Raw genomic sequence first — 15702 nt, 5'->3', positions numbered from 1 at the left:
TTTAGGTAAATAAAACGTTGCTAAATTCCTTCGGAGGGTGGAGTCGGTTGTTCCTTTTTATTCTGGTTCGAGAGGATGACGGTGGTGATCATGAGGCAGCTGGTGGGGGCTGAGAATTCCGCATCTGTGGGAGACCCCGCCCTCGAGCTGCTCATACGCCACCCCGAAGGACTGACCGCGTCTGATGTTGCGGAAAGCCTCCATCTGCATGTCACGACCGTCCGGGTGCATCTCAACCGGCTCGTTGCCGAGGGAAAGCTTCTGCAGCGCGACGAGCGGGCCGGGGTCGGGCGTCCCCGGCGCCGTTATTTCCCCGTGCCGAGGGCCGTGCCGGCCATTGCGCTCCAGGATGACTACCAGCTGCTGGCTGAGGTGCTGGCGCAGGTGCTGGACGTCGAGCGGGCCAAGGCCGAGGAGGTGCTGCGCGAATGGGCGATGCGCACCCTCGATGCCGCTCTGCTGGGAATACCCACGATCTCTGGGGCAAGCTGGCAGGAGAAGGTGAGTGTTGTGATCGACCTGCTGCGAGCATGGGGGTATGACCCACAGGTCACAGAGACCGGGCCGTGGAGCGCGGCGGTGGATCTCAGGAGCTGTCCGCTGCGGCAAGCAGCCTTCTCATCGCCTGAGGCGGTGTGTGGCGCTCACCGAGGGCTGATCCGGGGAGCCCTGGGGGTACTCGGAGAACCCGATACAGGTGTCGAATTGAACTCAGACTTCTCGGGCGGACCCTGCTGCCTGAGGCTCAGCCGGGCAACCGGGAATCAAGGAGAGAAGAAATGACCAAGACGTATGAGGTGGGCATCGACGGCCCGCTCACGGATGTGCTGGTGGACACCGGCAGGTTCTTCACGCGCGGCGAGGTCTCCCGTGATGGGCGCAGCGTCCATAAGAAGGGTGGTCGCAGCGACTCCTTCTACCGGGATCGCTGGGCGTATGACAAGGTGGTTCGCTCCACCCACGGGGTGAACTGCACCGGGTCGTGCTCCTGGAAGGTCTACGTCAAGGACGGGATCATCACCTGGGAGGCGCAGCAGACGGACTATCCGTCCGTCGGCTCCGACAAGCCCGAGTATGAACCTCGTGGCTGTCCCCGGGGGGCGTCGTTCTCCTGGTACACCTATTCACCCACCCGGGTGCGGTACCCCTATATCCGGGGTGTCCTGCTGGAGATGTACCGCGAGGCGAAGGCCCGCTACGGCGACCCCGTGCTGGCCTGGGCGTCCATCGTCCAGGACGAGGAGAAGTCCCGGGCCTATAAGAAGGCCCGCGGCAAGGGCGGTTTCGTTAGGGCGAACTGGGACGAGGCCGTCGAGATGGTGGCTGCCGCTCACACCTACATCATCAAGCGGTGGGGCCCCGACCGCATCGCGGGCTTCTCGCCAATCCCCGCGATGTCGATGGCCTCCCACGCGTCCGGTGCCCGCTACCACAGCCTCATCGGTGGCTGCATGCTGTCCTTCTATGACTGGTATGCCGATCTGCCCGTGGCGTCCCCGCAGGTCTATGGCGACCAGACCGACGTGCGCGAGTCCGGCGACTGGTGGGACGCCGGCTACCTCATCATGTGGGGGTCCAACATCCCGCTGACCCGTACCCCGGACGCGCACTGGATGACCGAGGCCCGCTACCGCGGCCAGAAAGTCGTGGTGATGAGCCCCGACTACGCGGAGGCCACCAAGTTCGCCGACGAGTGGGTGCCAGTTGCTCCGGGGACCGATGCGGCCCTCGGCATGGCCATGGGGCATGTGGTGCTGAAGGAGTTCTTCGTCGACCGGCGGGTGCCGTTCTTCGAGGACTACAACCGCACTTACAACGATTCACCATTCCTGGTGACCCTCGACGAGCACGCCCCCGGGCTGTACCGGCCGGGCAAGAACCTCGTCGCGGGGGATGTCGGCGGTGAGCTGGCAGAGCAGTCCAATGCCATGTTCAAACCCCTCGTCTGGGACGAGAACACCGGTCAGGTCGCCAGCCCGAACGGTACCCTTGGACACCGGTTCGGGGATGCCGACATGGGCAAGTGGAATCTCATTCTGGGTGACATCAAGCCTGCTCTGTCGATGATGGACACCCCCGGCTACGAGAGTGTCGAGATCGAGCTGCCCTGCTTCGCCAATGCCACCGAGGAGCCGTTTGGGATCCGTCGTGGGGTCCCCGTGCGGCGGGTGGGTGACCGGCTGGTCACCACCGTCCTCGACCTGATGCTGGCCCAGTACGGCGTGGCTCGCCCGGGCCTGCCCGGCGACTGGCCGAAGGACTATGACGACGTCGAGGGCATCTACACCCCGGCCTGGCAGGAGGCCATCACCAACGTTCCCGCCGCGCAGGTGATCCGCGTCGCCCGGGAGTTCGCGAAGAACGCCGAAGACACCGGCGGCCGCTCCATGATCATCATGGGGGCTGGTGCCAATCACTGGTATCACGCCGACGTGATCTACCGCACCATGCTGATGCTGATCCAGCTGTGTGGTTGCGAGGGCCGCAATGGCGGTGGCTGGGCCCACTACGTCGGGCAGGAGAAGGCCCGGCCCATCACCGGGTGGGCCACCATGGCGTTTGCGCTGGACTGGTGCCGTCCTGCCCGCCAGATGATCCAGACCGGCTACTGGTACATCCACACCGACCAGTACCGTTACGACACCTTCGATGCCGACACCCTCTCCGCGAAGGAGTTCGGCAATGACATGTTCGACAAGAAGGTCACCTCCGATCTCTATGTGCAGTCCGCGAAGATGGGGTGGATGCCGTTCTTCCCGCAGTTCGAGAAGAGCCCTCTCGAACTCGCCGACGAGGCTGAGGCGGCGGGGCAGGAGGCTCCCGCCTACGTCGTCGACCAGCTCAAGCGAGGCAAGCTGAAGTTCGCCGTCGAGGATCCCGACAACCCTGAGAACTTCCCGCGGGCGCTGACGCTGTGGCGGTCCAACCTGATCGGCAACACAGCCAAGGGCGATGAGTACTTCCTGCGGCACCTTCTTGGAACCGACCATGCCGTGACCGCGGCTGAGGCTGAGGGTGAGATGCGTCCCAAGGACATGGTCTGGCGGGAGGAGGCGCCCGAGGGAAAGCTTGATCTGCTGCTGACCCTGGACTTCCGCATGACCGGTTCGACGCTGGTGTCGGATGTGCTGCTGCCTGCTGCCACGTGGTACGAGAAGCACGACATCAACACCACCGACATGCACCCGTTCATCCACCCGTTCACGCCGGCGATCAATCCGCCGTGGCAGGCGAAGACGGACTGGGAGACGTTCCAGCTGATCGCCGACAAGCTCTCGGAGCTGGCCAAGGACCACCTGGGGGTGCGCAAGGACGTCATGGCCACCCCACTGATGCACGACTCACCAGACGCGATGGCCATGCCCCATGGCATCGTCAAGGACTGGAGCAAGGGGGAGGTGGAGCCGATCCCGGCGGTCACCATGCCGCGCCTGACCGTCATCGAACGCGACTACACTGCGATCGGCGCCAAGTACGGCACCGTCGGCCCGCTGCTCGACAAACTTGGTACCGCCCAGAAGGGACTAGTCACCGACGTCACGTCGGCGATCAAGTACCTGGCAGGCAAGAACGGCGTCCGCCGCGGTGGCCCCGCCGATGGTCGTCCGAGGCTGGACAACGGGGTGAATGCGTCGGAGGCCATCATGGCGCTGGCCGGCACCACCAACGGGCATCTGGCGACGCAGGGCTTCAAGACCCTGGAGAAACGGGTCGGCGTGCAGCTGCACGACCTGGCAGCGGAGCATGAGGGCAAGATGATCACCTTCCAGGACATCATCGCTCAGCCGACGCCCGTCATCACCTCACCCGAATGGTCGGGGTCCGAGTCCGGTGGCCGCCGCTATGCGCCGTTCACTATCAATGTGGAACGGATGAAGCCGTGGCACACCCTCACCGGGCGCCAGCACTTCTACCTCGACCACGACTGGATCATCGCCTTGGGTGAGGCGATGCCCACCTATCGTGGTCCGTTGAACATGACTCAGCTGTTCGGAGAGGCACCCCTCGGTGAGGTGAACGAGCTGGGGGTTTCGGTCCGCTACCTGACCCCCCACTTCAAGTGGGCCATCCACTCCCAGTACCAGGACAACTGGTTCATGCAGACGCTCTCCAGAGGCGGCCAGCAGATCTGGATCAGCGACAAAGACGCGGCCAAGGTCGACATCAAGGACAATGACTGGGTTGAGCTCGTCAACCGCAACGGCGTCGTCTCCTGCCGCGCCATCGTCTCCCACCGCATCCCGGAGGGAACGATCTACATGTATCACGCGCAGGACCGCGTCATCGAGGTGCCGTTGACGGAGAAGAACGGCCGGCGTGGCGGGATCCACAACTCGATGACCCGCATCCTGATCAAACCCACCCACATCGCGGGCGGCTATGCCCAGATCGCGTTCGCGTTCAACTATCTTGGACCGACGGGAAACAACCGGGATGAGGTCACGATGATCCGTAAGCGTTCCCAGGACGTCAAGTACTTCTGAGCCGGAAAGGACCAATCACAATGCGAATCATGGCCCAGATGGCGATGGTGATGAACCTCGATAAGTGCATCGGCTGTCACACCTGCTCGGTCACCTGCAAGCAGGCATGGACCAACCGGGCCGGCACCGAGTACGTGTGGTTCAACAATGTGGAGACCCGTCCGGGTCTCGGCTACCCCCGGGAGTACGAGAACCAGGAGAAGTGGCAGGGCGGCTGGGAGGTCACCAAGCGTGGCCGGCTGCGTCTCAAGGGCGGCGGCCGCTTCCACAAGCTGCTGAACATCTTCGGCAACCCGAAGATGCCTGAGATCGACGACTACTACGAGCCGTGGACCTACGACTACCAGAACCTGCTGAACGCCCCAGCGCAGCAGAAGCACTTCCCGGTGGCCCGGGCCCACTCCCTGATCACCGGCGAACCCATGACCCCGAAATGGGGGCCGAACTGGGACGACGACCTCGGCGGCACTGTCGAGTACGGGCACAAGGACCCGATGCTCAAGGGCATCGAGGACAAGGTCAAGTTCGAGTTCGAGCAGACCTTTATGTTCTACCTGCCGCGCATCTGCGAGCACTGCCTCAACCCGGCGTGCGCCGCCGCCTGTCCCTCCGGTGCGATCTACAAACGCGAGGAGGACGGCATCGTCCTGGTGGACCAGGACCGTTGCCGCGGCTGGCGCATGTGCATCTCCGGTTGCCCCTACAAGAAGGTCTACTTCAACCACCGCACCAGCAAAGCCGAGAAATGCACCTTCTGTTACCCACGGGTTGAGCTGGGGATCCCGACGATCTGCGCGGAGACCTGCGTCGGGCGGCTGCGGTACATCGGGTTGATGCTCTACGACGCCGATGCGGTGCTTGTGGCGGCCGCGGAGCGTGACGAGCACAAGCTCTACGAGAAGCAGCTCACGGTCTTCCTCGACCCGGAGGATCCCGAGATCCGTGCCGAGGCGGAACGGCAGGGCATCCCGCACGACTGGGTCGAGGCCGCCCGGCGCTCGCCGGTGAAGAAGCTGATCATGGACTACCAGGTCGCGCTGCCCCTGCACCCGGAGTACCGCACCATGCCGATGGTCTGGTACATCCCGCCGCTGTCACCGGTCGTCGACTCCGTCGCGTCCACCGGTTACGACGCCGAGGACGTCGACAACCTGTTCGGCGCCATCGACGTGCTGCGCATCCCCATGGAGTACCTGGCGAACCTGTTTACGGCTGGCAATGTGGCTCCGGTGCGCGCGACGCTGGAGAAGATGGCGGCCATGCGCTCCTACATGCGCGATATCAACCTCGGGGGAGCCGGCAATGAGGAGATCGCGGCCAAGGTTGGCATGACCGGGCAGGAGGTGCAGGACATGTTCCGGCTGCTCGCGATCGCCAAGTACGACGAGCGCTACGTCATCCCGCCGTCGCACAAGGAGCAGGCTCACAGTCTGGAGTCGATCTCTACCGAGTGCCCGGTGGGGGAGGGCGGAGTTGCTCCGGGAAGCGGCCCCATTCCCGTGACGATCGGCAGCTACTCCGCGGCGAAAGCCCGGATGGAGGAGACCGCGAATCGGGGGGCCTTCCTCGACTGGGATGGCCATGGCATGCCTACCTCGGGGGCACCGAGATGAGACGCTGGCTTCCCGGCATCGGGCGCCGGAAACCCACAGTCCCGGACCGGGAGCTGCCCGACGATCAGTTGCGTGTCGCCTGGCAACTCGTGTCGCTGCTGCTTGAGTACCCGTCCGTGAAGTTGTTCCAGCGGCTGACACGGTTGCGTGCGACGGCGGAGCAGCTTCCCGCCGCCGTGGGCGAGCCCCTCGTGGAGGTGATCGATTGCCTTGAGCAGCAGGGCCTGGAGAAGTCCCGGCGGCTTTACGTCGAGACTTTCGACTACACGCGCAAATGCGCCCTGCACCTGACCTACTACGCCCACGGCGACAGCCGGAAGCGCGGGGTTGCGCTGGTGCAGTTCAAACAGGTGTACCGCCGGGCAGGCATGGAGCTGGAGGGTGAGGAACTACCCGACCACCTGTCAGTGGTGCTGGAGTTCGGTGCGCTCGGCGACCTAGACGTCGCCTGGGACCTCGTGAACCGGCACCGGGCCGGGGTGGAGCTGCTCGCCATGGCCCTGGAACACCGCAACTCGCCGTGGCAGGGTGCCCTCACCGCGCTCCGGGCCACGTTGCCGGCCATCGACGGCGAACAGGCTGAAGCCGTCGCGAAGTTGCTCCGCGACGGTCCTGAGTCTGAGGAGGTGGGCCTGGAGCCCTACGGCATCGATCCCTTCCTGAATCCCCGACCCGACGATGACGCTGAACTGCTGGGAGTCTGATCCATGAACACTCTGCTCTGGGGAGTCTTCCCCTACATCTCGATGGCGACCTTCGTGGTCGGCATGATCTGGCGTTACCGCTTCAGCAAGTTCTCCTGGACCACCCGGAGCTCGCAGATCTACGAATCGAAGCTGCTGCGGATCGGTGCGCCGCTGTTTCACTTCGGGCTGCTGTTCGCCTTCGGCGGGCATGCGATGGGCCTGATCATTCCGAAGTCCTGGACAGACGCACTCGGTATCGAACAGGAGACCTACCACATGGTGGCGGTTTCCGGCGGCTGGGTCTCCGGCGCCATGATCTTCGTCGGCTACGCGATCCTGATCATCCGGCGCATCGCTGTGCCTGCGGTACGGAAGGCGACCACCATCGGGGACGTGGTGATGTATGTGGTCCTGACCGGTGTTCTCGTCACCGGTATGGTGAACACTCTCACGACCACTTTCAGCCACGACTACAACTACCGGCAGGGCGTCAGCCCCTGGTTCCGTAGCATCTTCACCTTCCAGCCGAACATCGACCTGATGGTTAGCTCTCCCTTCTCCTTCCAGGCGCACGCCTTCCTGGCCTTCCTGATCCTGCTGATCTGGCCCTTCACCCGGCTGGTGCATGCCTTCAGCATCCCCGTGGGCTACGTGACCCGGCCTTATGTCGTCTATCGTTCCGCGGGCAAGAAACCTGCTCCTCACACCAACGTCCCCACCGACCTGTGGGAGCTGCCCAAGCTCAAGGAGCAACAGCAATGAGTCACCGTGAACCGATTGATGACGCTGCCTGGAGGCCCTGGGTCGAGCATGTTGCCACGGCCTTGGAGGTGGATGCCTCACCGGTTTCGCCACGGGCCATCCACGACCTGACCGGTGAGGTGGCGAGTCGCTACCAGCGGCCCATGGCGCCGGTGTCGGCGTACCTCTGGGGCCTGGCCATCGCCACCCACCCGGACCGGGACCCCGGCGACTTGGCCCAGGCCATCATCGCAGCGCTTCCGGAGACCTGATGCTGCCGCTCATAGCCGTCCCGGCTGCCCTGACTGACGGTGAGCGTGAACGTTATCAGCGGACCATGGCCATCGAGGGTTTCGGCGAGGAGGCCCAGGGCAGGCTCAAGGCCGCAACGGTGTGCTGTATCGGTGCGGGCGGCCTGGGTGGTCCGGTGCTGCAGTACCTGGTGGGCGCCGGGGTGGGGCGCGTTGTTATCGTGGATGACGACGTCGTTGAGGAGCGCAACCTGCAACGCCAAACCCTGTACGGCACCGCAACTCTGGGGTGTGCGAAGGCAGAGTCCGCTGCTGCCCGACTGCGTGACCTCAACCCCCTGGTCGAGCTGATCGCCGTGACCAGGCGCGTCACCGAGGACAGCGTTGATGCCATCCTCGGCGGCTGTGATGTGGTGGTCGATGCGGTCGACAACCTGCCCACCCGGCTGCTGGTGGCCCGCGCCTGCCAGCGTCTCGGCCTGCCGCTGGTGTTCGGGGCGGTCCAGGCCGTCAACGGGCAGGTCACGGTGCTGTGGGAGCGGCATGGGTTGGCCCTGTCGGACCTGTTCCCATCACCTCCGCAGGATTGTCCGACCGCTGCGGAGGTCGGGGTCCTTGGGCCCATGACCGGCTGGGTGGGATCCGTCATGGCCACCGAGGTGGTCAAGCTGATCACCGGGACGGGCGAACCGCTGCTGGGCCGCGTCATGTACATCGACACCCTTGGCGCGAGGGTGGCGGAGCTGCCGCTGGCCGGAAGGAGCTGAGATGCGGGACAGGCTGGGGATCGAGGAGTACCGGGATGAACTACTGGGGCTCGTGGGACGGCTCACCGAGACCGAGAGAGTGCCGCTGGCTGAGGCCAGCGCGAGGGTGCTGGCTCAGCCGGTGACTGCCGCGGCGGCTGTCCCGGTGTTTGCGAACTCTGCCATGGACGGATTCGCGCTCCGCGAGGCGGACCGGCACCTGGGGGCTGAGCTGCGGGTGGTTGCGGTGGTTGTCGCAGGATCCTCGCTGGATCCTGCTCTGGCGCCCGGGGAGTGCGTGCGGATCATGACGGGTGCTCCCCTGCCGTCGCAGGCCGAGGCGGTGGTTCCCGTGGAGCTGACTGAGGAATCGGACGGGATGGTCCGGATCGTCGAGGAGCCAGGAGACAAGACCCACGTCCGGGGGGCGGGGGAGGACTTCCTGGCGGGCGCCGAGGTGCTGCCGGCCGGTCTGCAGCTGGGCGCGCGGTCCATCAGTGTCGCCGCAGCCTGTGGCCGGGACGAGGTGACGGTGGTGCGGCGGCCACGTGTTGCCGTGGTCGCCACCGGGGATGAACTGCGTCCTGCCGGGGCCTTGTTGGCGCGGGGGCAGATCTATGAGTCGAACGGCATCTTCATGGCTGGGCAGCTCCGCCGGATGGGAGCTGAGGTGGTCGCAGTCCTGGTCCTGCCTGATGATCCCGAACGCTTTGCCGCTGGGCTGGATGAGGCGGCGACTGGGGCTGACCTGGTGGTGCTCAGTGGCGGGGTTTCGGTCGGCGATCATGACGTGGTGCGGCAGGTGCTGACCGGGGAGCTTGGGGCGTCGGCCGCTGTGAGGTCTCGTTTCGTCCATGTCGTCATGCAGCCCGGGAAACCGCAGGGCTGGGCGTTGTGGCGGGTGGGGGAGCGGGAGGTTCCGCTGGTGGCACTGCCGGGAAATCCGCTCTCCACGATGGTCAGCTGTGAGCTTTTCGTGGAACCTCTGCTCGATGCGATGCTGGGAAGACGTCACCGCCCCTGGCAGCGGGCCGTCGTCGGGCGTCCCTGGCCGGCCCCGAGGGGGCGGCGGCAGGTGGTGCCGGTCTGCGCTGAGACTGATGAGACGGGTCGGCTCGTCGTGGTGCCTGCCCATGAGGGGATCTCGGCATCGCACCTGGTCTCGGCCGCGGCGCGGGCAGATGGGCTGGCGCTGCTCGACGCCCCCACTCAGAGCGTCAGTCCTGGCGACCTCGTCTCCTATCGGAGGTACCTGTGAAGTTCACCCATCTCGATTCCGCAGGCCAGGCTCACATGGTCGATGTCACCGACAAGCAGCCGACGAAACGCGCAGCGACGGCCGCCGCGACAGTGGTGTGCGACTCGGCGGTACTGCGGCGGATCACGTCTGGGCAGGTGCCGAAGGGGGACGTGCTGGCGGTGGCGCGCATCGCGGGGATCGCCGCGGCGAAACGGACCCCGGAGTTGCTGCCGCTGGCCCATGTCATCGGAGTGCATGGTGCGTCAGTGGATCTGGTGGTCGGCCAGGAGTCAATCGAGGTGACCGCCACCGTCCGGACCGCCGACCGCACCGGAGTGGAGATGGAGGCGCTGACCGCGGCCTCCGTCGCGGCGCTGGCGCTGATCGACATGGTCAAGGGCCTCGACCGGTACGCCTTCATCCGTGAGGTGAAACTGCTCGCCAAGGAAGGTGGCAGGTCTGGAAGCTGGCGGCGCGATGCCTGAGTTCGATGCGATCATCCTGGCCGGCGGCCGTGGATCGCGGCTGGGTGGAGTGTCGAAAGCTGACCTGATGGTGGGCGGCAAACGGCTGCTCGATGTGGTGCTCGAGGCTGTGCGGCATGCCCGCACGACGGTCGTGGTCGGGCAGGTTGCTGCGCCTGACGGGGTGCTGGTCACTCTCGAGGATCCCCCCGGCACTGGGCCCGCTGCCGGTATCGTCGCCGGGCTGGAGGCCGTGGCGCAACCGGCTGGCTGGACGGTCGTGCTGGCCTGCGACCTGCCCGGTGTGCAGGCCGCTGTGCCGCGCCTGCTGGCCGCGACCGCGCGAGATGATGACCTTGACGGTTACTGCCTGGCCTCCCCGGAGGGGAGTCCGCAGTGGCTGCTGGGGATCCACCGCACCCCGCGGCTGCGGCTGGTCGCCCAGACCTATGGTGATCCGCGGAACCGATCGGTGCGTGGGCTGCTGGCGGGGCTGAGACTAGGGCTGTTGCCCGATGCCGATGATGACGGCCGTGATGTGGATACGTGGGTGGATCATGCTTATTGGAATGAGTTCTGGAGGGAGAAGATGAGTCAGGACGAGACGGGGTGGCAGGAGTTCGTGGACCGGGTCTGCGCGGCCCTGGAGGTTGATCCGGGGCGTGTTGATATGCATGGTGTGCTTGATCTGAGCCGGGAGGTTGCTCATGCGGGGGCGCGTCCTATGGCTCCGGTTAGTGCCCACTTGTGGGGGTTGGCCGCTGGGGCTGATCCGGGGGCTGATCTCGATTATCTGCGCCGGGTGGTGGAGGATTCCGCGACTTCAGCGCCCCTGCCCCCGCTGAAGGCGGAGGAGAAGTGATGTTGGTGCGGTTTTTTGCTGCGGCTGAGGCTGCGGCTGGTGCTGGGTCGGTTGAGGTTGAGGCTGCCACTGTGGGGGAGTTGAAGAAGCTTCTGGTGGCCCGTCATGGTGAGGGTTTTGAGGCGGTGCTCGGCCGTTGTTCCCTGTTGGTTGATGGTAAGGCGGGGCTGTCTGATGATCACGATCTGGCCGGTGTGGGGGGAATCGACATTCTGCCTCCCTTTGCTGGGGGCTGATTAGCGGGCTGGAGACTGTGTACTTCAGCGGAAGGGTTGCGCAATGACGGAGCTCAACCTGAGGTGAGATGTTTTGCGCTTTTAGAGATGTGCGGGATTAGGTGTCTTGATACCGAGCAAGGTGCACGGAGGCAGCTTCTTGACGCGGTTCTCAGCAGCCATGCGGGAAACCTTCCTCGGCCCGCCACCGGGAAGCTGGGGACCCACAACAGTCACCAAACCTCACAGCATAAAGCCATTCAAGTGGGGCAACCCGCTCAGCTGGGTCGGTGCGAGCACAGAGCACACCTCACGGACCTACACCGGCGTTACAGGGATTGGTCGAGCTGCCGGACGTGGCTTCTTCGTGCTTGGCATCGGGCTCACTTACCACAGTGAGCACGAGAAGATGGACAAGCGTTTCCGGGAGGAACCCCCCGAACTCACAGCCGACGAGAGGAGAGGCCGAGTCGCTGAGACAGCTGCTGTGAGAACCGGATCGCAGGTATTTGCTTCAGTAGCAGCGGGAGCTGCCGTTGGGTCGGTCCTTCCCGTCGGTGGAACCGCCGTCGGCCTCGCCGTCGGAGTCGGAGTGGGCTTGGTGATGTCCTGTGACCCTGACGGCGATGGCAAGAGTTTCGGCGACAACGTCGCGGACTTTGGAGAATCCGTCTGGAACTTCGGAAAGAAAATATTCGGCGGATGATAAACAATTTAGTTCTCTTGGAGGCTCCTGTAACAACCGAAGCCATCTGGGTTGCAGTCATTCTTCTAGCGCTCGGCTTTCTTTGCCTTTGGCAGGGGTGGGTCGCCTACACCGAACCCATTCCCCGCTTCGTCATCCACTACAACGGCGGGACCTGCCCGCCTCTCGCCATGCTTTACGGTGGTGCGGGCTTGCTGCTGATGGGACTGGCTGGGTTGCGACCCGTTCTTTCCATACCCGAGGTCATCATAGGACTGCTGGCTCCGGTGTGGTTGTTCGGTGGTCTAACCTTTCTTCTCGGGGTCTTTTTCTGGTTCCCCTTCTTTCTTCTCCCGCCGTGGTACCGCCGTGCCCGCAGAGCAGGTATTCCCCGCAACGATCCCAACGCGATGGGAGCCTTCAAAGCACTATCCGTTGAACAGCAGAAAGCAGCAGCTCGAAAAGGGAAACGCTGATGACCAAGCATCGTGCCTTGCCGATTGAGTCTGCTGCCCGGGACTGTGCGGAGAACTCGCCTCGAGGCTTGGATGATCTTCAGGAAACACCCATCCAAGTCCCGACGCGGATGGTGGAGTATCGGCGTTTCGTGGACCGGGTCTGCGCGGCTCTGGGGGTCGATCCGGGGGGGGTGATATGCATGGTGTGCTTTTGGCCTGAGCCGAGAGGTTGCTCACGCGGGGGTGCGTCCCATGGCTCTGGTCAGTACCCACCTGTGGGGGTTGGCCGCTGGGGGGATTGATCAGCGGGTTGGGAACTGTCTCAGGAGGTCTTCGGGGACGGGGAAGGGGAGGGTGTGGAAGGTCTGGTTGGCGTCGATGTTCTGGAAGTCGTCTTCTTTGACTCTCACGAATCCGGGGGTGGCCTCTGCGATGTAGACCTTGACGGCCCCGGTTTCGGTGGCCAGGTTGTAGGGGTCTGCTAGGTAGCGGATGCCGAGTTCGTCGAGGGTTTCTTCTGCTTCAAGCCAGCTGACCACGCCGGTGCGTTCTCTGCCTAGCAAGTCGATGGCGACGAATCCGTCGTCGCGGGGTGTGATCCAGCCGATGGGTTCGCGGTTGGATCCGCCCAGATGTGTGATCCAGTGCTCCGGGATGGTGCGTTTGCTCATGGCGTATGAGTTTAGATTGCAGAGAGCTCTGGGCAGTGGCCTCGGCCGGTCTCCTGCGGCCACCCACCGACTGCGCCGTCAGCTGTTGTGAGGTGGTCTCTTACCACTTCCAGGTCGTGGCGTCACGCCATCTCAAATAATCTGACGGCGGGGTTGCTTAATTCTAGGGAGCCTGTTTAGGGTTACCTCGTTTTATGTTTTGGGGGACGTATCTGGGGGTGGTGTCTCGATCTCATCGGAAAATCCATGGCCGGTGGGTGACCACACCACCACGGCGGGAGGTAGTCAATGAGACGCAGGATTTTTCTGACCGGAGCTGCGGCCGTTGTGGGTGCAGCGGCTGTTTCAGCGTGCGGTAACGGCAATCAACAGGGCGCCCCGGCGTCTGCCTCTGGAGGGGCGCTGACCATCAAGGACGTCGCAGACCGCACCGTCACCCTGGATGCCGCGCCATCCAAGATCATCCTCGGGGAGTCCCGGCAGGCCTTCTCCCTGCTGTTCCTTCAGAAGGAGAACCTGCTGGACAAAGTCGTGGCGTGGGGAACCGACATGCAGACCGCCGCCCCGGATGTCTTCGAGCGCGTCGAGAAGGTGCAATCCAAGGCGAGTAGCATCCCGACCGTCGGCAGCGTCGCCAAGGGAGACCTGAGCGTCGAGAATCTCCTAGAGCACAGCCCCGACCTGTTCCTGATGACGCTGGACCAGTACGACGCCGCGAAGCAGGCCGGCTTCGACGCCAAACTCGACTCGGCCCAGATCCCCTACCTGGTCACCGATTTCCGTAGGAAGCCCGTCGAGAACACCCACACCAGCGTCACCCTGTTGGCGCAGGCATTCGGTGTCGAGGACAAGGGCAAGGAATTCCTGGCCTACTACGACTCACTGGTCAACCCGGTGACCGCGGCCGCCAAGGCGCGGCCCGAGTCGGAGCGTCCCGTCACCTTCGTATGGCGTGCACCCGGACTCCAGGCACCCGGCAGCACCTTCGGGAACTCCAACTTCGGCCAGATCGTGGCGGCCAGCGGCGGCACCAACCTGGGCACCAGCCTCCTGGACAGCGATTCGGGAACCCTGACCACCGAGCAGCTGATCGCATCCCAGCCGAAAATCATCATCGCCACCGGCGGGGACTGGGGGAAGCAGAAGAAGAACGACAAGGCAGGCACCTCTTACGTCGAGCTCGGTTACAATGCCACAGCCGAGGCGGCGAACCAGACCTTGTCTCAGCTGTCCAGCGAGACGGGCTACAGCGAGCTGAAGGCGATCAGCGAGAAACAGGTGTACGGCATCTACCACCAGTTCTACGACGCGCCGTTCAATTTCCTCGCCTACGTCGCCTTCGCCGAATGGCAGGGGCTGAAGGTTGAGGGCCTGCCGGACGCGAACGCCGCCTGGACCGAGTTCCACGACAAGTTCATGCCCTTCAAGGCCGAGGGCGTCTTCGCCGCCAAGATGTCATGACCGGCTCCAGGCAAACCAAGACCGGAACGTCAGACGGCACGGCGTTGAAGGCTGCGGCAGGACGCCCCGACCTCTCTGAGCAGGAGGCCCTGAAGGAGTTCTGGCGGATCAAGACCAAGCGCCTGCTGATTCTGATCGGCATCCTGGCCGCCGTGGTGATCATGTTTGTCGTTGCCATGATGGTGGGGCCCATCCGCGTGAGTGCGCTGGAAATCGCACAAACCTACCTGGGTATGGACGTTCCGCGCAGCACCCGCACCGTGGTGATGGATCTGCGCACACCGCCCGCGCTCATGGCGGTGGTGGTCGGGGCTGCCCTGGCGTTGGCCGGCGCGCAGATGCAGACCATCCTCGACAACCCGCTGGCGGAGCCCTACACCCTCGGCGTCTCCGCGGCGGCCGGCTGCGGGGCTGCCATCGTGATTGCTACCGGGCTCAGCTTCCCCGTCTTCAGCGAGGCCTCTGTCGCCATCGGCGCTGCGCTGTTCGCTCTGCTCGCCAGCGGGGTGATCGCGCTCGTGTCACGGTTACGCCGTTCCGGCCGCGAGACCATCATCCTGCTGGGCATCGCACTGGTCTTCGGCTTCCAGGCGCTCCTGATGCTGCTGCAGTACCGCGCGACCCAGGAGTCCCTCCAGCGGATGGTGTTCTGGACGATGGGATCCCTGGAGCGGGCTACCTGGTTCTCCATCTGTCTCGTCGTGGTCGCCCTGGTCACGGTCATCCCGCTGTTCGGGATCAACCAGTGGAAGCTCACCGCCCTGTCACTGGGTGAAGCCCGGGCCCGGGCAATGGGCGTGAAGGTCGACAATGTGCGTATGTGGACGCTGCTCGGGGCCTCCCTGATAGCGGCGCTCTCGGTGAGCTCGGTGGGGATCATCGGCTTCGTGGGGCTGGTGGGTCCTCACGTGGCGCGCATTCTCGTCGGGGAAGACCAGCGGCTCTTCGTGCCCACGGCCATGGCCTGCGGTTCCCTGGTGCTGTGCAGCGCCCATGCCGTGGCCCAGGTCGTGGTGCCCGGCCAGGTGCTTCCTGTCGGCATTCTCACTGCTCTCGTCGGTGTTCCGGTGTTCGTCCTGATCATCCTGGGCAGGCGCCGCACCACCTCCGCGATCTCGAACTAGT

At 64.5% G+C, this 15702-nt stretch carries 16 protein-coding genes; 15 read left to right on the top strand and 1 reads right to left on the bottom strand.

What is annotated here, in order from left to right; all coding sequences use genetic code 11:
- Positions 1–90 precede the first annotated feature (90 nt).
- The 13 genes from SK1NUM_RS10985 to SK1NUM_RS10925 all read left to right on the top strand — a co-directional run bounded on the left by SK1NUM_RS10985 (position 91) and on the right by SK1NUM_RS10925 (position 12463).
- Complete coding sequence (locus SK1NUM_RS10985; RefSeq protein WP_212321946.1) at positions 91–783, top strand: helix-turn-helix transcriptional regulator; 693 nt, start codon at positions 91–93, stop codon at positions 781–783.
- On the top strand, positions 780–4484 hold the full coding sequence (locus tag SK1NUM_RS10980) for a nitrate reductase subunit alpha (RefSeq protein WP_212321944.1): 3705 nt from the start codon (positions 780–782) through the stop codon (positions 4482–4484). Before SK1NUM_RS10985 ends, SK1NUM_RS10980 begins: the two co-directional genes overlap by 4 nt.
- A 20-nt stretch (positions 4485–4504) precedes the next feature.
- Positions 4505–6097, top strand: coding sequence for a nitrate reductase subunit beta (narH, locus tag SK1NUM_RS10975; protein WP_212321942.1), 1593 nt, complete (start codon positions 4505–4507; stop codon positions 6095–6097).
- Positions 6094–6801: a nitrate reductase molybdenum cofactor assembly chaperone gene (gene narJ / locus SK1NUM_RS10970; RefSeq protein ID WP_212321940.1), complete on the top strand. Its 708-nt coding sequence runs from the start codon at positions 6094–6096 to the stop codon at positions 6799–6801. Before narH ends, narJ begins: the two co-directional genes overlap by 4 nt.
- A 3-nt stretch (positions 6802–6804) precedes the next feature.
- Entirely contained in the window at positions 6805–7545 is a 741-nt protein-coding gene (narI, locus tag SK1NUM_RS10965; RefSeq protein ID WP_212321938.1) for a respiratory nitrate reductase subunit gamma, read from the top strand.
- Positions 7542–7796 carry a DUF6457 domain-containing protein gene (locus SK1NUM_RS10960; protein ID WP_212321936.1) on the top strand — a complete coding sequence of 85 codons (255 nt, stop codon included), beginning with the start codon at positions 7542–7544 and terminating at the stop codon, positions 7794–7796. The genes narI and SK1NUM_RS10960 overlap by 4 nt, the downstream gene beginning before the upstream one ends.
- The gene (locus SK1NUM_RS10955) at positions 7796–8542 is read left to right on the top strand and encodes a HesA/MoeB/ThiF family protein (protein ID WP_212321934.1); all 747 of its coding nucleotides are present in this window, start codon (positions 7796–7798) and stop codon (positions 8540–8542) included. The genes SK1NUM_RS10960 and SK1NUM_RS10955 overlap by 1 nt, the downstream gene beginning before the upstream one ends.
- A 1-nt stretch (position 8543) precedes the next feature.
- On the top strand, positions 8544–9779 hold the full coding sequence (locus tag SK1NUM_RS10950) for a molybdopterin molybdotransferase MoeA (RefSeq protein ID WP_212321931.1): 1236 nt from the start codon (positions 8544–8546) through the stop codon (positions 9777–9779).
- Complete coding sequence (gene moaC, locus SK1NUM_RS10945; RefSeq protein ID WP_212321929.1) at positions 9776–10246, top strand: cyclic pyranopterin monophosphate synthase MoaC; 471 nt, start codon at positions 9776–9778, stop codon at positions 10244–10246. Before SK1NUM_RS10950 ends, moaC begins: the two co-directional genes overlap by 4 nt.
- On the top strand, positions 10239–11087 hold the full coding sequence (locus SK1NUM_RS10940; protein WP_212321927.1) for an NTP transferase domain-containing protein: 849 nt from the start codon (positions 10239–10241) through the stop codon (positions 11085–11087). The genes moaC and SK1NUM_RS10940 overlap by 8 nt, the downstream gene beginning before the upstream one ends.
- A 5-nt stretch (positions 11088–11092) precedes the next feature.
- On the top strand, positions 11093–11323 hold the full coding sequence (locus SK1NUM_RS10935; protein WP_212321925.1) for a MoaD/ThiS family protein: 231 nt from the start codon (positions 11093–11095) through the stop codon (positions 11321–11323).
- 160 nt (positions 11324–11483) lie between these two features.
- On the top strand, positions 11484–12008 hold the full coding sequence (locus SK1NUM_RS10930; protein WP_212321924.1) for a hypothetical protein: 525 nt from the start codon (positions 11484–11486) through the stop codon (positions 12006–12008).
- Complete coding sequence (locus SK1NUM_RS10925) at positions 12005–12463, top strand: hypothetical protein (protein ID WP_212321923.1); 459 nt, start codon at positions 12005–12007, stop codon at positions 12461–12463. Before SK1NUM_RS10930 ends, SK1NUM_RS10925 begins: the two co-directional genes overlap by 4 nt.
- Positions 12464–12747: 284 nt before the next feature.
- Here the strand turns inward: SK1NUM_RS10925 and SK1NUM_RS10915 are convergent, their stop codons facing one another.
- A complete protein-coding gene (locus tag SK1NUM_RS10915) occupies positions 12748–13116 on the bottom strand; it encodes a hypothetical protein (RefSeq protein WP_212321921.1) in 369 nt (122 codons plus the stop codon).
- 288 nt (positions 13117–13404) lie between these two features.
- On the opposite strand from SK1NUM_RS10915, the gene SK1NUM_RS10910 reads away from it, so the two are divergent.
- Both SK1NUM_RS10910 and SK1NUM_RS10905 read left to right on the top strand, forming a co-directional pair.
- Entirely contained in the window at positions 13405–14577 is a 1173-nt protein-coding gene (locus SK1NUM_RS10910; RefSeq protein WP_212321920.1) for an ABC transporter substrate-binding protein, read from the top strand.
- Positions 14574–15701, top strand: coding sequence for a FecCD family ABC transporter permease (locus SK1NUM_RS10905; RefSeq protein WP_212321918.1), 1128 nt, complete (start codon positions 14574–14576; stop codon positions 15699–15701). Before SK1NUM_RS10910 ends, SK1NUM_RS10905 begins: the two co-directional genes overlap by 4 nt.
- Position 15702: the final 1 nt, after the last annotated feature.

The sequence above is a fragment of the Arachnia rubra genome (assembly GCF_019973735.1).
In the GTDB taxonomy this organism is placed as follows: Bacteria; Actinomycetota; Actinomycetes; order Propionibacteriales; family Propionibacteriaceae; genus Arachnia; species Arachnia rubra.
The sequence above is the reverse complement of the archived record's forward strand: the minus strand, read 5'-3'. Positions and strand labels throughout refer to the sequence as shown.

Bases quoted from the DNA above. Each gene is read 5' to 3' on its own strand.
- SK1NUM_RS10985 (WP_212321946.1), top strand. From the start codon at position 91: ATGAGGCAGCTGGTGGGGGCTGAGAATTCCGCATCTGTGGGAGACCCC.
- SK1NUM_RS10980 (WP_212321944.1), top strand. From the start codon at position 780: ATGACCAAGACGTATGAGGTGGGCATCGACGGCCCGCTCACGGATGTG.
- narH (WP_212321942.1), top strand. From the start codon at position 4,505: ATGCGAATCATGGCCCAGATGGCGATGGTGATGAACCTCGATAAGTGC.
- narJ (WP_212321940.1), top strand. From the start codon at position 6,094: ATGAGACGCTGGCTTCCCGGCATCGGGCGCCGGAAACCCACAGTCCCG.
- narI (WP_212321938.1), top strand. From the start codon at position 6,805: ATGAACACTCTGCTCTGGGGAGTCTTCCCCTACATCTCGATGGCGACC.
- SK1NUM_RS10960 (WP_212321936.1), top strand. From the start codon at position 7,542: ATGAGTCACCGTGAACCGATTGATGACGCTGCCTGGAGGCCCTGGGTC.
- SK1NUM_RS10955 (WP_212321934.1), top strand. From the start codon at position 7,796: ATGCTGCCGCTCATAGCCGTCCCGGCTGCCCTGACTGACGGTGAGCGT.
- SK1NUM_RS10950 (WP_212321931.1), top strand. From the start codon at position 8,544: ATGCGGGACAGGCTGGGGATCGAGGAGTACCGGGATGAACTACTGGGG.
- SK1NUM_RS10940 (WP_212321927.1), top strand. From the start codon at position 10,239: ATGCCTGAGTTCGATGCGATCATCCTGGCCGGCGGCCGTGGATCGCGG.
- SK1NUM_RS10930 (WP_212321924.1), top strand. From the start codon at position 11,484: ATGCGGGAAACCTTCCTCGGCCCGCCACCGGGAAGCTGGGGACCCACA.
- SK1NUM_RS10925 (WP_212321923.1), top strand. From the start codon at position 12,005: ATGATAAACAATTTAGTTCTCTTGGAGGCTCCTGTAACAACCGAAGCC.
- SK1NUM_RS10915 (WP_212321921.1), bottom strand. From the start codon at position 13,116: ATGAGCAAACGCACCATCCCGGAGCACTGGATCACACATCTGGGCGGA.
- SK1NUM_RS10910 (WP_212321920.1), top strand. From the start codon at position 13,405: ATGAGACGCAGGATTTTTCTGACCGGAGCTGCGGCCGTTGTGGGTGCA.
- SK1NUM_RS10905 (WP_212321918.1), top strand. From the start codon at position 14,574: ATGACCGGCTCCAGGCAAACCAAGACCGGAACGTCAGACGGCACGGCG.